Here is a 15,301-nt window from a genome sequence, read left to right on the forward strand (position 1 = left end):
TTCTTCATGACCATCACCGCCGACGCTGCCATCCACTATGAAAAGGGCCAGGACCAGATTGTGGTTCTGACTATCGATATGCCCGGCCAGACGGCCAATACCCTGAATGCGCTGTACCGCGACGCCATGGCCGATACGGTGGCCCGGCTGATGGCAGAAAAAGACGCCATCGTTGGGGTGATCATCACGTCGGGGAAAAAGACGTTTTTCGCCGGAGGCGATCTCAACGAGCTGATTCAAGTCGATAAGCCGCGAGCCCAGTGGTTTTACCAGATGGTGTTGGGCCTCAAGGCTCAGTTGCGTTTACTTGAAACCTTGGGCAAGCCAGTGGTGGCCGCGATCAATGGCGCTGCGCTTGGGGGTGGCTGGGAAATTTGCCTGGCGTGCCATCATCGCATCGCGCTGGACGATCCCCGCGTACAGATCGGATTGCCAGAAGTGACCCTTGGCCTGTTGCCGGGCGGTGGAGGCGTGGTGCGGATGGTGCGCATGCTCGGGCTCGAGAAAGCCTTGCCGTTTCTCCTGGAAGGTAAAAAGGTCAACCCGCAGCAAGCGCTAGACGCCGGCTTGATTGATCAACTCGCCACGGACCGTGACGACATGCTCGCCAAGGCCCGGGCCTGGATCATGGCCAATCCGGCGGCCAAGCAGCGCTGGGACATGGCCGGATACCAGATTCCGGGTGGCTTACCCTCACACCCAAAAGTTGCGCAGATGCTCGCCATTGCGCCGTCGATTTTACGCGCTCGAACCCAAGGCTGTTTTCCTGCACCGGAGAAAATCCTGTGCGCGGCGGTGGAGGGCGCCCAGGTCGATTTCGCCACCGCGCAGATTATTGAAACTCGTTACTTCACCGAACTGACCACTGGCCAAGTGGCGAAAAACATGATCGGGGCCTTCTGGTTCCAACTCAATGAAATCAACGCCGGTGTATCGCGTCCCAAAGGGATTCCCGTTCAAGTGACGAAAAAACTCGGCGTGCTGGGCGCTGGGATGATGGGTGCCGGTATTGCGTACGCGAGTGCCTCAGCCGGGATTGAGGTGGTGCTCAAAGACATCAGCCAAGCCGCCGCTGAAAAGGGCAAGCATCACGCGGTCAAACTGCTGGAGAAACAGGTCTCTAGCGGCCGGATGGATGAACAACAGCGGGACGCAATTCTCGCGCGGATCACTCCCACCGAGCAGGACAGTGATCTGCATGGCTGTGACCTGATCATTGAAGCGGTGTTTGAAGACCGTGAGCTCAAACGCACCGTCACTGCGGCTGCCGAACGGCTGGCTTTGCCGGATGCGGTCATCGCTTCCAATACATCGACCCTGCCGATTAGCGGCCTGGCGACCGCGATTGCGCAACAAGATCGGTTCATTGGCCTGCATTTCTTCAGCCCGGTGGACAAAATGCAGTTGGTTGAAATCATCAAAGGCGCCCACACCAGTGACGCCACGTTGGCCCGTGGTTTCGACTTCGTACTGCACATCAAGAAAATCCCGATTGTGGTCAACGACAGCCGCGGCTTCTTCACCTCGCGGGTGTTCGCGACATTTACCAGCGAAGGCATCGCCATGCTCGGTGAAGGCCTCTCGGCGGCGATGATTGAAACCCAAGCGCGCAAGGCGGGCATGCCCGTGGGACCGCTGGCGGTCTCGGATGAGGTGTCGTTGAGCTTGATGAGCCATATTCGCCAGCAGGCGCGCAAGGATTTGCAGGCCGAGGGCAAACCGATACCCGAGCACCCTTCGTTTGCAGTCGTCGATCTTTTTGTGAATGAATACAAACGCGCCGGTAAGGCCGCCGGGGCGGGCTTTTACGACTATCCGGCAGGTGCGCCCAAGCACCTGTGGCCGGAGCTGAAAAGCCGTTTTGAAAACCCCGACCGGCAAATCGCCGCGCAAGACATGCGTGATCGGCTGCTGTTTATCCAAGCCATGGAAACCGTGCGCTGTGTGGAGGAGGGCGTGCTGATGTCCACGGCTGACGCCAATATCGGTTCGATCTTTGGCATTGGCTTCGCGGGCTGGACCGGTGGCGCGTTGCAGTTCATCAATCAATACGGCCTCAACGACTTCATCGCCCGCGCGCAGTATTTGGCCGAGCAATACGGCGAGCGTTTTGAACCGCCGGCCTTGTTGCTGGAAAAGGCGAGCAAGGGTCTGACGTTTTAGCACGAGACAAATCGACAGCATTCGGGTCTTGCCTTGGAGTGGCTATCCAAGGCAGGCTCTGTGGTGCGCTATTGCCTTTACCGTTTGGGAATTTTTTATGTCGTTACGCATCTGCATTTTGGAAACCGATGTCCTGCGGCCAGAACTGGTCGATCAATTTCAGGGTTATGGGCAGATGTTCGAGCGGTTGTTTTCACGGCAACCGATTGCTGCGCAATTCAGCATCTACAACGTCATGCACGGTGTTTATCCGGCGGACGACGAGCAGTTCGATGCGTACCTGGTGACCGGCAGCAAGGCTGATTCATTTGGCAGCGAGCCGTGGATTCAAACGCTAAAAACCTATCTGCTGCAACGCTTCGAGCGCGGCGACAAATTGCTTGGCATCTGCTTCGGCCATCAATTATTGGCGCTGCTGCTGGGCGGTAAAACTGAACGTGCGACGCAGGGCTGGGGCGTTGGCACCCATCGCTACACGCTGGCGCCCGCTGCACCCTGGATGACACCGGCCATTGATAACCTGACGTTATTGATCAGCCATCAAGATCAAGTGACGGCACTCCCGGACAACGCCACCGTTATCGCGTCCAGTGAGTTTTGTCCGTTTGCCGCGTACCACATCAACCATCAGGTGTTGTGCTTCCAAGGACATCCTGAATTTATCCATGACTACTCCCGCGCTTTGCTGGACATTCGCCAACAAGCGCTTGGCGACGATATTTACAGCAATGCCATCGCCAGCCTAGAACACGAGCATCAAGGCACAACCGTAGCGGAATGGATGATGCGGTTTGTGGCGCACAAGGTTGAGGTTGAAGAGGTCTGAGGGAAAGACCTCTGTAGGAGCCAACGTGTTGGCGAGAGGTCCGACGCCGTGGATACAGGTTCAGTGCCTCGCCAACACGTTGGCTCTACAAGGTGTATGTCACCCGAATTACAACCAACCCGACCGTTTGAAGCTGGCATACAAACCGACGCATCCCGCGACGATAAACCCAAGCACGGCGAAGTAGCCGTAGTGCCAGCTCAGTTCCGGCATGTTCTGAAAGTTCATCCCGTAGATCCCGGCAATCGCCGTTGGGAACGCCAATATGGCGGCCCAGGCGGCGAACTTGCGTTGCACAATGCTTTGTCGGGAGGATTCCAGCAGCAGACCAATTTCGATGGTTTGGCTGGCGATATCCCGCAGGTTGGCCAAGTCTTCCATCTGCCGCGTGACGTGAATTTCCACATCGCGAAAGTACGGGCGCATGTTTTTGTCGATGAACGGAAAGGCCAGTTTCTGCAGCTCTTCGCCAATTTCCACCATCGGCGCGACGTAGCGTCGTAGCCGCAGGACATCGCGACGCAGGCTGTGAATGCTCAGAATATCGGCCTCCATCAGTACGCCGCCCAACACACCACCCTCAAGCTCGTCGAGTTCGGCATGGATGGCCTCGGTCACTGGTTGATAGCACTCGGTGACGAAATCCAGCAGCGCGTACAACACGAAGTCTTCGCCATGTTCCAGGAGCAACGGCCGTGCTTCACAGCGCTGACGCACCAATCCGTAGGATTTAGAATGGCCGTTGCGCGAGGTGATGACATAGCCTTTGCCAGCGAAAATATGCGTCTCGATAAACTCGAGTTTGCCGTTCTCGCGAATCGGCGAATACGTCACGATAAACAGCGCATCGCCGAAGGTTTCCAACTTGGGCCGGCTGTGCTTTTCCAGGGCGTCTTCGATGGCCAGTTCATGCAAATGAAACTGGCGTTGCAGGATGGCCAGTTCATCCGCGTTAGGCTGCTCTAACCCAATCCAAACGAAATGTCCGGGCTTGGCCGCCCATTCGGCGCCCTCATCAATGGAGATATTGGCAACTTTCTTTCCGGCGCTGTAAACCGCAGCAGCAACGACTCGACCCATGGTGGTATCGCTTCTTCTTTAAGGTGGCAGTTCACGAAGCGCGCAGCTTAACGTGGTCTTCCTGATCAGAGTCGGCAAAGTTTTGCGAGTTCACAGGCAATAAAAAGCCCGGCAGACGCCAGGCATTTTCAATCAGGACGTTATCCGACCACTGAGTGTTGCTGATCCAGCATGATCGACTCGTCAAGGGCGTCCAGCAGGGCTTTGCGTACCTTCAATTTGGTGTTTTTGTGAGCAACCATATTGATCTTCTTCAACTGCGCTGCAGCGGCGCGTGCAGCACTTTGCAAGTCTTCGGCGCTGACCACTTTGTCGAGGAACCCCGCATCCACGGCGCCTTTTGGGTCGAACATCTCGCCATTGATCACCGAGCGATGCAGCGCGGATTTACTCAGACGGTCACGCGCCAACTCAATCCCGGCGTGGTGCATGGTCATGCCAATCTGAACTTCATTCAAACCAATGCTGAACGGCCCATCGACGCCGATGCGGTAGTCCACTGACAACAACAGGAACGCGCCTTTGGCGACGGCGTGGCCGGGGCAAGCAATAACCACCGGGAACGGGTGCGCCAATAGGCGGCGGGCCAAGGTCGAACCGGCCGTGACCAAATTGATCGCGTTTACCGGGCCCGTCATCATGACCTTGAGGTCATAACCCCCAGAAAAAATGCCCGGTTGACCGGTAATGATCACCACCGCGCGGTCTTGCTCGGCTTGGTCCAGCGCCGAGTTGAAGGCCGTGATCACCTCCGGGGAAATTGCATTGACCTTGCCATTACTCAAGGTCAGGGTGGCGATGCCGTCTTCCAGGCTGTACGAAATCAACTCACTCATGACGCGAATCCTTGTGTTGAAGACGGCAGACGTTACCCATCCAAAGCGCCAAGGTAAAGCGCTATGACTGACTGGTGAGTCAGGGTTTGAGCCGATGTCGTTGAATCTAAACGACAGCGTTCATGACTCATTCCTGAATGTCATTCAACTCGCAGTATTCGGCCCAGTCCATACCCAAGGTTTCGGCCACTTGGTGATGCGCTTCGAGGCGCATGGCTTTCAATTGCTCAGGGTTTTCCGCGACCAGCTGCAATGCCAGCTCCCAGGGTTCGATGCCCTGATCTTCGGCTTCATCTTCGAACGCCCATTGCGTCTGCTGCTTTTGCTCCTCCGGGCTGAGGTCTTTTATCTCATCCAGCAGGCCAGGGTTGGTGGTGATGTATTTCGCCAGTGCGGCTTCATTCAAGTCTAATGCGTCCATCTTGTTTTCCTTTATGCACATTAACGTCGAGCCAAACGGCAACCGGGGCGTAGGTTACACCTCAAAGGGGGCGGCTGAAACGTGGATGGAGACGAGGGGTGCGTGCAGGCGTTGCTATCGAAAGTATTAATCCTGTTTGGGTATTTGAACGGGATAGACATCGCCATAAACTGAATCAGTGAGTGGAGGACCTGTGATGACAAATCAAGAATATGTCGCACTGTTTTCAGGCTTGGCAGTCATTTGGCTCACAATGGCGTGGGTAGTAACCGATAGGGTTCCCGCCGTTTGAACCGATGCAGGGATTTACCCTGGAAGGTTGAAAACCCTGGTCTCTTCTTTGAAGGTCCAGGGTTTTTGCTATGGGACATGACCGACATCATTGGATCAGATCAGCTTGCACGCGATGGAGCGCGAAGCGGTCCCGCAGACGATCCCCACGCGGGCGGCGTTTCTGTAGATACCAACGTGTCGGCGAAGGTCCTTCGGGCTTATCGCAGCCTTCGGCAGCTCCTACAAAAACGTGTGCATTACCCAAATGTGGGACCGAAGTCATTCGAAGTCAGATCTAACTCGCCAATGCCACGGCTCATAGGCGTAGCCGGTGGGATTGTTGAGCGGGTAAGACATCTGGAAACCGAATGATTCCGCGTTTTCTGCCAGCCACTCAAACGCCAATGTATCTTCAAACTCGCGTTCGAGGGCAGCGCAGCCTGGCGTGCCTATATCGACGGCACACCCGGTGTGGTGTTCGCTGAAGAATGGAGGCGCCGAGACCCTAAGAATGTTTTCAATACTTAAACCCGAGTCCAGCTTTCTTTTGATGATTGCCGCTTGCCGCTCAACACTTCTGAAAGCCGAAACAATGTAAATCTCCACCCCTTGCTCACTGGCGGAAGCTTTCAACTGTCGCCACGCCTGGGCAGCAACAGATGTCAGCCAGTGCTCTCTTCCGTTTGCGTCAACCTCAGCAAGCTCCAAGCCGTTCGCCTCAACGAACTCTTGCAGATTGCGATCCATTACGGAGCTTAACGGAATGCCTAGTTCATCTAGCATGCGCAGGGCTGTGGGCGTGTAGCTCATCTTGCGAACCAAGGGGCAGGATTGGTGGAATAGCCTACCAGAGCGCGGTGCTCAGATTAGTAACGATCCCTGTGGGACCGAATTTATTCGGGAAGCGTTGCGTTTGCCACCATCGATCAACTACCCATCAACCCCTCTCAACCGGCCTTAATAAAGTCCACAAATGCCCTCAACGGCGAGGGCACATAGCGGCGCCCTGGGTAATACAAAAACGGTCCAGTAAACTTCTGCCACCAAGGTTCAAGTACCGGTTCTAGTGCGCCGCTGTCCAAGTAAGGACGCAACCAGTCCTCGAACAAGTAAACAATGCCCAAGCCATCTATCGCCGCTTGTACTGCCAAGTCCACGGCGCCTCCGACCCTGACGATCAACGGACCCGTCGGGTCGACGCGCAGGGTTTCGCCATCACGTTCGTATTCCCAAGGCGGCATTGAGCCGCTGGGGAATTTGCCGCGCAGGCAGGCGTGGTCGAGCAGGTCTCGAGGGTGTTCGGGCCGACCTCTGGCGTTCAGGTAGGCTGGCGATGCGGCGGTCGCAAAGCGTTGAAATCGAGGGCCGATGGGCACGGCGATCATGTCCTGTTCAAGTCGCTCATCATAGCGAATGCCAGCGTCACAACCCGCCGCCAGCATATCGACGAAGCTCTCTTCGACGATCACTTCCAGGCGGATGTCGGGGTAGGCGTTCAGGAACGGCGTGATGATCGCGGGAAGTACCAACCGTGCGGCGCTGACCGGCACGTTCAATTTGAGCGTGCCCGAAGGCCGGTCGCGAAAGTCGTTGACCACATCCAACGCCGACTCGACTTCGCCCAGTGCGGGTACGATGCGCTCCATCAACCGGGCGCCGGCCTCGGTTGGCGCCACGCTGCGGGTGGTGCGATTGAGCAAACGCACGCCCAACCGGGTTTCTATGCGTCGGACCGCGTCGCTGAGGCTTGAAGCCGATTTCCCGCTCGCACGGGCGCCCTCGCGAAATCCGCCTGCGTTGACCACGGCCACAAAGGCCAGCAAGTCCTGAATATCTGTCGCCATTGTTCGCTGCTCCGTACAACCCGTGCCGATTGCACCTGATTATCAATGGAGTGGTCAATGACTATAGTGGGTCTACACCCATCGACAGAGGCACACCAGATGAGCGACGCCAGCAAAGCAGGAACCTTTTTACTGGGCGGTCGGACAGTTAACCGAATGGGCTACGGCGCCATGCAGTTAGCCGGTCCCGGGGTATTTGGTCCACCCAAAGACCCGAAAGCGGCAATCGCAGTACTGCGCGAAGCGCTAGCGGCCGGGGTGAACCACTTTGATACGGCCGATTTCTACGGTCCGCATGTCACCAACCAGCTCATCCGCGAAGCCTTGCACCCCTACGCTGAAGATCTGGTAATCGTGACCAAAGTCGGCGCCCAGCGCGGAGCTGACGCTTCATGGAACCCGGCCCAAACTCCAGCCGAACTAACCCGTGCCGTGCATGACAACCTGCATAACCTGGGTCTAGACGTACTGGAAGTGGTGAACTTTCGGGCTTGGGGAAACATGCATTCACCCAACGAAGATTCCATCGAAGAACAATTCACCGCCCTCGCTGAACTGCAACGCCAAGGCCTCATTCGCCATTTGGGGCTGAGCAACGTCACGGCAACACAGGTTAAGCAAGCGCAGGCAATCGCCGACATCGTTTGCGTCCAGAACCACTACAACCTGTCCCACCGGGCTGACGAACAACTCATCGCCGAGTTGGGCGCGCAGGGCATTGCCTATGTGCCGTTCTTCCCCATGGGCGGGTTTACGCCGCTGCAGTCGGACGTTCTTTCGAGCGTCGCGGTGAAGTTGGTAGCTTCGCCGCTGCGTGTCGCGCTGGCTTGGTTGCTGCAACGGGCGCCAAATATTTTATTGATTCCGGGGACTTCGTCCGTGGCGCACTTGCGGGAGAATTTGTCGGCGAGTGAGCTGGTGATTGGGATTGAGTTGTTGGGTGAGTTGGAAGGGGTTTAGGGGGAAATCTCTATAAATAGTAAGCGCTCCCGGGACGATACAAAGCCAAAAAGACGATGCGATATTCTTTAGTCGGAACAGCAGGTCTTATCATTCTGCCGTTGGACGTTATAGCAACTAAAGCGCATGATGGCAGTCTGCCAAAATGTGTGGTACTTACAAGGATGTATCCAATGAGCGGTATCGATAACGTCGCAACAGCGTTTCGCGATTTTTTGCAGTCGTGGGAAAAAGAACATATTTGTTTGCCCTCATCCATCGGCGCGCTGGCGAATGGTTTCGAGGGGTGGTTGAAATTCGAGTTTTACTTTTGGTTGGTCCGTGCCCGCGGCCTTAGTGGTCCCCACGATGGCTGGATGGGCGACGTCGGCGTGGAATACAAGGTGGCCCTCGATCAACGTTGGGCCGAGATGGATATCGTTACCAAACAATGCGACTTGTGGGTACGGGACCAGGACGAAAAGCGCTTTCATTTTATTGAGCTCAAAGCGCCTTTCGCAAACTCCAATCAAGGAAAAATGTTCGAAAGTGCGGCCAAAGATTATTGGTACATGACTCGCCTTAAAGCTCTGGCGGAAAAGGCGGCTACCGGCAGCGTCATCATTTTCGGCGTGAATTTTTTAGATGTGGCGGGCTGGGAAAGTCACCTTGAGCGAGTTGAAGAATATGCGGGAAATGTCGAACACTCATCCAAGGTGTTTGGCGAAGTGCCCGGGGTACAGGGATTGAGATGGGCGGTTTTGACGATGCATTACCCCCACTTGGGCGACATTTATCTGCAGGAAGTTGACACTCAAGTGGTGTAGCGCGATGGACTGTTTAGATGCTTTTTATTTTTCTGGGCGCTACAGCCCCGACCCCTTAAAAGGACGCAGTGCTTGCAGGACTATTCCTTCGATACGAAACTTAAATGTATTCCTCACTTCACTCTTTATCCCAACCTGAAGCCTTGGGTGGGGTCGGGCTACCGCTCTGCACCGGCGAAAATATTGGTCTTGGGTGAAAGCCATTACTTGGAGCCAAACAGTACCTATCACCACAATCCCCAGAGCTGGTACTCAGGTATAGATCTTACTGACGTCGTAGATCAAGGCTGGATAAATACTCGTGGGATCATCCATAACGGTATCGGCAACCACTGGAAAGGTGCTTCCAAAACCATCTACAGAAATATCGCCAGCGCTTTGGAGGTCGGGGGCGTGATGCCTGAAAATTCGTTCATGTCGATTGCTTTCATGAACTACTTCCAGCGTCCCGCCGAGCAGGCGGGCGAGTCGATCTGGGTCAGTCCTTTGGACCTGGCCAGCAGCGCCGCAACAGTGGGGGCTGTGGTGAGGGTGATAAAGCCAGATCTGGTAGTGTTTTGTAGCTCCTTGGCCTGGAAGTCCGCGAAGAAGACCACGCTGCTTGACGAGATACGGGGACAGGGATTGCAGGTAAGGGCTTCGTCCCATCCTTCATCGGCTTGGTGGAACCGACCATCCAAGCGTTTGAAAGGCAGAACTGGCAAAGAGGCGTTCATGGCCGCTGTAGCGGAGGTGATAAAGCTCTGAGTATGTGCGTCACCGATAACTGTCCACCTTCCGCTTTCAACCAATTCTGTTGAAAAAGTCAGTTTTCTTAAATTGCCGGAAGATTGGTCGGTTAAACGCAGCCCGCATTAAACAGGTTGCCATCGCCGATATTAAATACGGAGGTAAACCTAAGCGAACCCAGTTCTTGCACCAATTTCGTACAAATGTTGCTTCAATAGGCTTGTCCTGAGAGTGCATTTAAAGCTGTTCATGATGGTCTTTGTCCGTTTCAGTTTGAGGTAGCAGTACTCATCGGGACGAAAGACGCAATAAGCGATCCTGCTCAGGGTGTATCGTCCTTGATTATGCCAGCACGGGGTTGTAACGCACCGTGCATTCAATAAGGCACCCCATCCGCTCGTTGACGTCTCAAAGCCTGCGCATACCACTCAAACTCATCCAGGAATCTGTTCATCTGTGTGGTGGTGTGCTCTTCCTTGGGCTGTCCATCATTGGCCAAGGCATCGCCGATATACGGAATGGAAAACAGGCTGGGAATGCTCGGCATGCCCAATTCTCCCAGAATCATGCGCAGTTGCATGGCGGCCCGCACGCCGCCAAACCCTCCGGCGGAATAACAGGTGATCGCGGAGGGGCGCCACATGTATTCCTCAAGAAAGTGGTCGAGCAGATTTTTCAACGCTGGTGGAACCCCGTGATTGTATTCCGCGCTCACTAGCAGGAAGCCATCGGCGCGGCGGTAAAGCGTGGCGAGTTGCTCTAGTTCAGCCGGTGCCGAGCCTTTTGGGTATTCCTTATACATGCGGTCCAACAGAGGCAAGCGAGTCACCATGGGATCGACGAGGACCGCCTCGTGTCCCCGCTTTTCAAGCGCAGTCAAAAGTAAGCGAGCGGCTTTGATGCCTTGACGGTCGGAACGCACGGAGCCCAGCAATACAGCGATGGTCAGGCGCGAGGTGTCGGTCATGGTGTGGGCTCCTGGATAAGTGAATCGTGCTACGCAATCGATGGACCCGCTCTCAGACGTACTCTAGCCGGTATGTCGCGCACCCGCTTCATTCTGAAATTCAAGGAGAAGGTCGCGGTCTTTGCCATTGAATACCTGACGCGTTGGCGCATGACGGTGGCGGGGGACAGGTTGGTCAATTCCAGCACCTCGGTGTCCGCCATCGCGCGCTCGCTGGGGTATGAATCACAAAGCGCTTTCAGTACGGCGTTCAAGCGGGTGAAGGGCTGTTCGCCACGTCAGTATGGGCCGGATGGGCAATCTGTTGGCGGAGCAGCGTTGGTGAATTGATACCGCGCCACGCCGGCCGGGCCTCCGCCAACACGTTGGCTACACGGATATTAAAAGGCGGCGCGATGTATGAACTATCGCGGCGCGCCCTTCCCGAAAAATCCGATCCCCCAATTAATCCTCGATCCCTGCCCAGCCAACGCCTGGCCCGTTACAGTTGTTTGAACGCCAACCGGAACTCATGCAGCAACGGTTCGGTGTAGCCGCTCGGTTGTTCGCGGCCTTTGAACACCAGGGCGCACGCTGCCTGGAACGCTACTGAACCGTCGAAATCCGCCGCCATGGGTGTGTACAACGAATCCCCGGCGTTTTGCTGATCCACCACTGCCGCCATGCGCTTGAGGGTGTCCAGGGCTTGCGCTTCGCTGATCACGCCGTGGCGTATCCAGTTGGCCATGTGTTGGCTAGAGATTCGCAGCGTCGCTCGGTCTTCCATCAGGCCGACGTTATGGATGTCCGGTACCTTGGAGCAACCCACGCCTTGTTCTACCCAGCGCACCACATAACCCAGCAGGCCTTGGGCGTTGTTTTCAACTTCTTCACGAATCTGCTCAGGCGTCCATTTGGCGTCTGGCGATACCGGGATGGTCAGCAGGTCGTTGAGGATTTGCTCGCTCTCACCGGCCAGATCGACTTTTTCCAGTTCTTCCTGAATCGCCCGTACGTCAACCTTGTGGTAATGCAGCGCGTGCAACGTAGCGGCAGTAGGTGAGGGCACCCACGCGGTGTTGGCACCGGCTTTCGGGTGGCCGATTTTCTGTACAAGCATGTCAGCCATCAGGTCCGGCATTGCCCACATGCCTTTGCCGATTTGAGCCCGGCCGCGTAGGCCGCAGGCCAAACCAACCAGCACGTTGCTGCGCTCGTAAGCCTTGATCCATGGAGTGTTTTTCATCTCGCCTTTGCGCAGCATTGCGCCGGCTTCCATGGAGCTGTGCATCTCGTCGCCAGTGCGGTCAAGGAAGCCGGTATTGATGAACGCAACCCGGGCCGACGCTTCAGCGATACAGGCTTTCAGATTGACGCTGGTACGCCGTTCTTCGTCCATGATCCCCATTTTCAGGGTGTTGCGCGGCAGCTTCAGCAGGTCTTCGACACGGCTGAATATCTGCGCGGCAAAGGCGATTTCAGCCGGGCCGTGCATTTTCGGTTTGACGATATAGACGCTGCCAGTGCGCGAGTTGCCGCGACGGGACAGGTCATGCAAGGCGATGAGGCTGGTGATCACGCCATCGAGAATACCTTCGGGAATCTGATGACCTTCGCCGTCGACAATCGCCGGGTTGGTCATCAAGTGGCCCACGTTACGGATCAACAGTAACGAACGGCCGTGAAGCTTCAGTGGGCTGCCGTCTGCGGCGATGTATTGGCGGTCAGCATTCAGGCGGCGAGTGATGGTTTTGCCACCTTTGACCAGGTCTTCAGTCAGGTCTCCCTTCATCAGGCCGAGCCAGTTGCGATACACCGAGACCTTATCGTCGGCATCAACGGCTGCCACCGAATCCTCGCAGTCGATGATGGTCGACACGGCGGCTTCCAGCAGTAAATCCTTGACGCCTGCTGCATCGGTCTTGCCAATGGCGCTGTTAGCGTCGAATTGAATTTCGACGTGCAGGCCGTGGTTTTTCAGGAGGATGGCGACAGGTTGAAACGCCTCACCTTGATAGCCGATGTATTTTTCCGGCTGCTTGAGGTGGGTTTGGCTGCCATCGGCCAGGGTAATCAGAAGCTTTCCAGAATCTATAGCGTAGCGCTGGGCGTCCAGGTGGGAGCCGCTGGCCAAGGGAGCTGCTTCGTCTAGAAAAGCGCGAGCGAAGGCCACGACCTTGGCTCCGCGTGCCGGGTTGTAACCGCTGCCTTTTTCCGCACCGTCGGTTTCAGCGATGGCGTCGGTGCCGTACAGCGCGTCATACAGCGAGCCCCAACGGGCGTTGGCCGCATTCAGCGCGTAGCGGGCGTTGACCGCAGGCACGACCAATTGCGGGCCGGCCTGGCTGCTGATTTCGATATCAACGTTGGAAGTGCTGGCCTGCACCTGTGCCGGTTGCGGCTGCAAATAGCCAATGGACGTCAGAAAAGCGCGATAGGCTGGCATGTCGCTGATCGGACCAGGGTGAGCCCGATGCCATGTGTCCAATTCGGTCTGCAAGCGATCACGCTCGGCCAGCAGCGCACGGTTCAGCGGCGCCAGTTCGTGCACCAACGCATCAAACCCGGTCCAGAAGGCGTCACGGTCCAGGCCTGTACCCGGCAGCACTTCGTCATCGACAAAGCGTTGCAGGTTGGCCGCCACTTTCAGGCGTTGGCAGTTCACAAAATCGGTCATGTCGGGCTCTCTTATTCAATTCGTAAAATAACCCCTGTAGTCGCTGCCACATGCTGCGTTCGCTAGCGCCTACAGGTTAAGCGACGATTACTTCAGGCAATCAGCACCGGCTTTAGCCACTTGAGCGTCCTGGTCAGCTTTGACCCCGGACACGCCGACGGCACCAATCACCTGGCCATCAACGATCACCGGCACGCCACCTTCGAGTGAGGTCAGCAATGGCGCGGACAGGAACGCATTGCGGCCACCGTTGACCATGTCTTCGTAGCCTTTGGATTCGCGACGGCCCAGCGCTGAGGTGCGGGCTTTTTCCATTGCGATGTAGGCGCCAATCGGTGCGCAGCCGTCCAGACGTTCCATGGCCAAAGGGTGACCGCCGTCGTCAACCACGGCAATCGAGACCGCCCAGTTGTTTTTCAGTGCTTCGGCACGGGCGGCAGCGAGGATTTGGCCAACTTCAGTCTGGCTCAATACGGCTTTGGTTTTCATCTGAATCTCCAAGAAAAACGTTATTAGTCGATTAATGCAGCGCGTCTTCGACCAGTTCAATCCAGTGCCTGACCGGGGTTCGGCCAGCGCTGTCCAAATGGGTCTGGCAGCCGATGTTAGCAGTGACGATCATGTCTGGCTTACCGCTTTCCAGTGCGTTCATCTTGTTGTCGCGCAATTGCTTCGACAGCTCGGGCTGGGTAATGGAATAGGTGCCGGCTGAACCGCAGCACAAATGCCCGTCGGGCACGGCGGTCAGGTTAAAACCGAGTCGGGTCAGCACGCTTTCTACCGCGCCGCCCAATTTCTGCGCGTGTTGCAACGTGCAGGGGCAATGAAACGCCAGGCGCACATCGCTGCTTACACCAAGCTTCTCCAGTGGTTCATCGCGCAGCACTTCCACCAAGTCTTTGGTCAGGGCGCTGATTTTCAGTGCCTTGGCGGCGTAGGCTGGGTCTTCTCGAAGCAGGTGCCCGTAGTCTTTAACGAACGCGCCACAACCACTGGCGGTCTGGACGATGGCTTCGGCGCCGTTTTCAACGCTGGGCCACCAGGCATCGATGTTGCGCCGGGCGCGGTTCAAGCCGGCTTCTTGGGCATTCAAGTGGTAGTCCACCGCGCCGCAGCAACCGGCTTGGGCGATGGGCGTGACGCTGATGCCCAAACGATCCAGCACCCGAGCCGTGGCAGCGTTGGTGTTGGGTGACAAACCCGGTTGCACGCAGCCTTCGAGCATCAACACCCGACGTGCATGCTGTGAAGTCGGTCGCGGTCGGGCCGGGTGAATGTCCTTGGGCAGCTTGGCCTTGAGGGCGCTTGGCATCAGCGGACGAAAGGCCCGTCCTAGCTGAATCAGGGTTTTAAACAGCGCCGCGTTTGGGACCACGGCGCGTAGCCCGGTGCGCAGGAGCCGTTGGTTCAGCGGACGCGGCACGGCCTGGTCAACCACGGCGCGGCCGATGTCCAGCAGGTTGTGATAATTGACCCCGGACGGGCAGGTGGTTTCGCAGTTGCGGCAGGACAAGCAGCGGTCCAGGTGCAGTTGGGTTTTTGCGGTGACCTCGTTTCCTTCCAGCACTTGCTTGATCAGGTAAATACGGCCGCGCGGGCCGTCTAGCTCATCGCCCAGCAGTTGGTACGTCGGGCAGGTGGCGTTGCAAAAACCGCAATGCACGCAGCTGCGCAGAATGCTTTCGGCCTCTTCAGCGCGGGGCAGCTGTTTGGCTTTTTCGCTCAGGGTAGTTTGCATGG

General features: G+C 56.6%; 14 protein-coding genes and 1 pseudogene. 6 read left to right on the forward strand and 9 right to left on the reverse strand.

From position 1 onward, the window contains the following. Positions 1 to 6: 6 nt before the first annotated feature. On the forward strand, positions 7 to 2,163 hold the full coding sequence (locus RHM59_RS01595; RefSeq protein WP_322285789.1) for a 3-hydroxyacyl-CoA dehydrogenase NAD-binding domain-containing protein: 2,157 nt from the start codon (positions 7 to 9) through the stop codon (positions 2,161 to 2,163). A 97-nt stretch (positions 2,164 to 2,260) separates the two neighbouring features. After that, the gene (locus RHM59_RS01600) at positions 2,261 to 2,989 is read left to right on the forward strand and encodes an amidotransferase (RefSeq protein ID WP_322165007.1); all 729 of its coding nucleotides are present in this window, start codon (positions 2,261 to 2,263) and stop codon (positions 2,987 to 2,989) included. 108 nt (positions 2,990 to 3,097) lie between these two features. On the opposite strand, the gene RHM59_RS01605 is transcribed toward RHM59_RS01600, so the two are convergent. The 5 genes from RHM59_RS01605 to RHM59_RS01625 all read right to left on the reverse strand — a co-directional run bounded on the left by RHM59_RS01605 (position 3,098) and on the right by RHM59_RS01625 (position 7,443). Continuing rightward, entirely contained in the window at positions 3,098 to 4,069 is a 972-nt protein-coding gene (locus RHM59_RS01605; protein ID WP_322165006.1) for a magnesium and cobalt transport protein CorA, read from the reverse strand. Positions 4,070 to 4,209: 140 nt separating this feature from the next. Next, a complete protein-coding gene (locus RHM59_RS01610) occupies positions 4,210 to 4,905 on the reverse strand; it encodes a crotonase/enoyl-CoA hydratase family protein (RefSeq protein ID WP_322165005.1) in 696 nt (231 codons plus the stop codon). 127 nt (positions 4,906 to 5,032) lie between these two features. Continuing rightward, entirely contained in the window at positions 5,033 to 5,326 is a 294-nt protein-coding gene (locus RHM59_RS01615) for a DUF6388 family protein (RefSeq protein WP_322285790.1), read from the reverse strand. A 552-nt stretch (positions 5,327 to 5,878) separates the two neighbouring features. After that, a complete protein-coding gene (locus tag RHM59_RS01620) occupies positions 5,879 to 6,409 on the reverse strand; it encodes a M15 family metallopeptidase (protein WP_322285791.1) in 531 nt (176 codons plus the stop codon). 137 nt (positions 6,410 to 6,546) lie between these two features. After that, positions 6,547 to 7,443: a LysR family transcriptional regulator gene (locus RHM59_RS01625; protein WP_322285792.1), complete on the reverse strand. Its 897-nt coding sequence runs from the start codon at positions 7,441 to 7,443 to the stop codon at positions 6,547 to 6,549. 99 nt (positions 7,444 to 7,542) lie between these two features. On the opposite strand from RHM59_RS01625, the gene RHM59_RS01630 reads away from it, so the two are divergent. The 3 genes from RHM59_RS01630 (at position 7,543) to RHM59_RS01640 (ending at position 9,956) form a co-directional block, all read left to right on the forward strand. Next, a complete protein-coding gene (locus RHM59_RS01630; RefSeq protein ID WP_322286655.1) occupies positions 7,543 to 8,403 on the forward strand; it encodes an aldo/keto reductase family oxidoreductase in 861 nt (286 codons plus the stop codon). 173 nt (positions 8,404 to 8,576) lie between these two features. After that, entirely contained in the window at positions 8,577 to 9,209 is a 633-nt protein-coding gene (locus tag RHM59_RS01635; protein WP_322285793.1) for a hypothetical protein, read from the forward strand. A gap of 72 nt (positions 9,210 to 9,281) precedes the next feature. Then, positions 9,282 to 9,956 carry a hypothetical protein gene (locus RHM59_RS01640; protein WP_322285794.1) on the forward strand — a complete coding sequence of 225 codons (675 nt, stop codon included), beginning with the start codon at positions 9,282 to 9,284 and terminating at the stop codon, positions 9,954 to 9,956. 358 nt (positions 9,957 to 10,314) lie between these two features. Here the strand turns inward: RHM59_RS01640 and RHM59_RS01645 are convergent, their stop codons facing one another. Beyond that, complete coding sequence (locus tag RHM59_RS01645) at positions 10,315 to 10,905, reverse strand: NAD(P)H-dependent oxidoreductase (protein ID WP_322285795.1); 591 nt, start codon at positions 10,903 to 10,905, stop codon at positions 10,315 to 10,317. 63 nt (positions 10,906 to 10,968) lie between these two features. Here RHM59_RS01645 and RHM59_RS01650 point away from each other — a divergent pair. Beyond that, positions 10,969 to 11,235, forward strand: a pseudogene (locus RHM59_RS01650) (helix-turn-helix domain-containing protein); the annotation flags it as partial. Between the two features lie 151 nt (positions 11,236 to 11,386). Here RHM59_RS01650 and RHM59_RS01655 read toward each other — a convergent pair. The 3 genes from RHM59_RS01655 to glcF form a co-directional block, all read right to left on the reverse strand. Next, entirely contained in the window at positions 11,387 to 13,561 is a 2,175-nt protein-coding gene (locus RHM59_RS01655; protein WP_322285797.1) for a malate synthase G, read from the reverse strand. Positions 13,562 to 13,648: 87 nt separating this feature from the next. Continuing rightward, a complete protein-coding gene (locus tag RHM59_RS01660; RefSeq protein WP_322164993.1) occupies positions 13,649 to 14,050 on the reverse strand; it encodes a heme-binding protein in 402 nt (133 codons plus the stop codon). 31 nt (positions 14,051 to 14,081) lie between these two features. Further along, entirely contained in the window at positions 14,082 to 15,299 is a 1,218-nt protein-coding gene (gene glcF / locus RHM59_RS01665; RefSeq protein WP_322164992.1) for a glycolate oxidase subunit GlcF, read from the reverse strand. Positions 15,300 to 15,301 lie beyond the last annotated feature (2 nt).

Origin of the sequence: Pseudomonas sp. MH10 (assembly GCF_034353045.1) — a bacterium.
Classification (GTDB): Bacteria; Pseudomonadota; Gammaproteobacteria; order Pseudomonadales; family Pseudomonadaceae; genus Aquipseudomonas.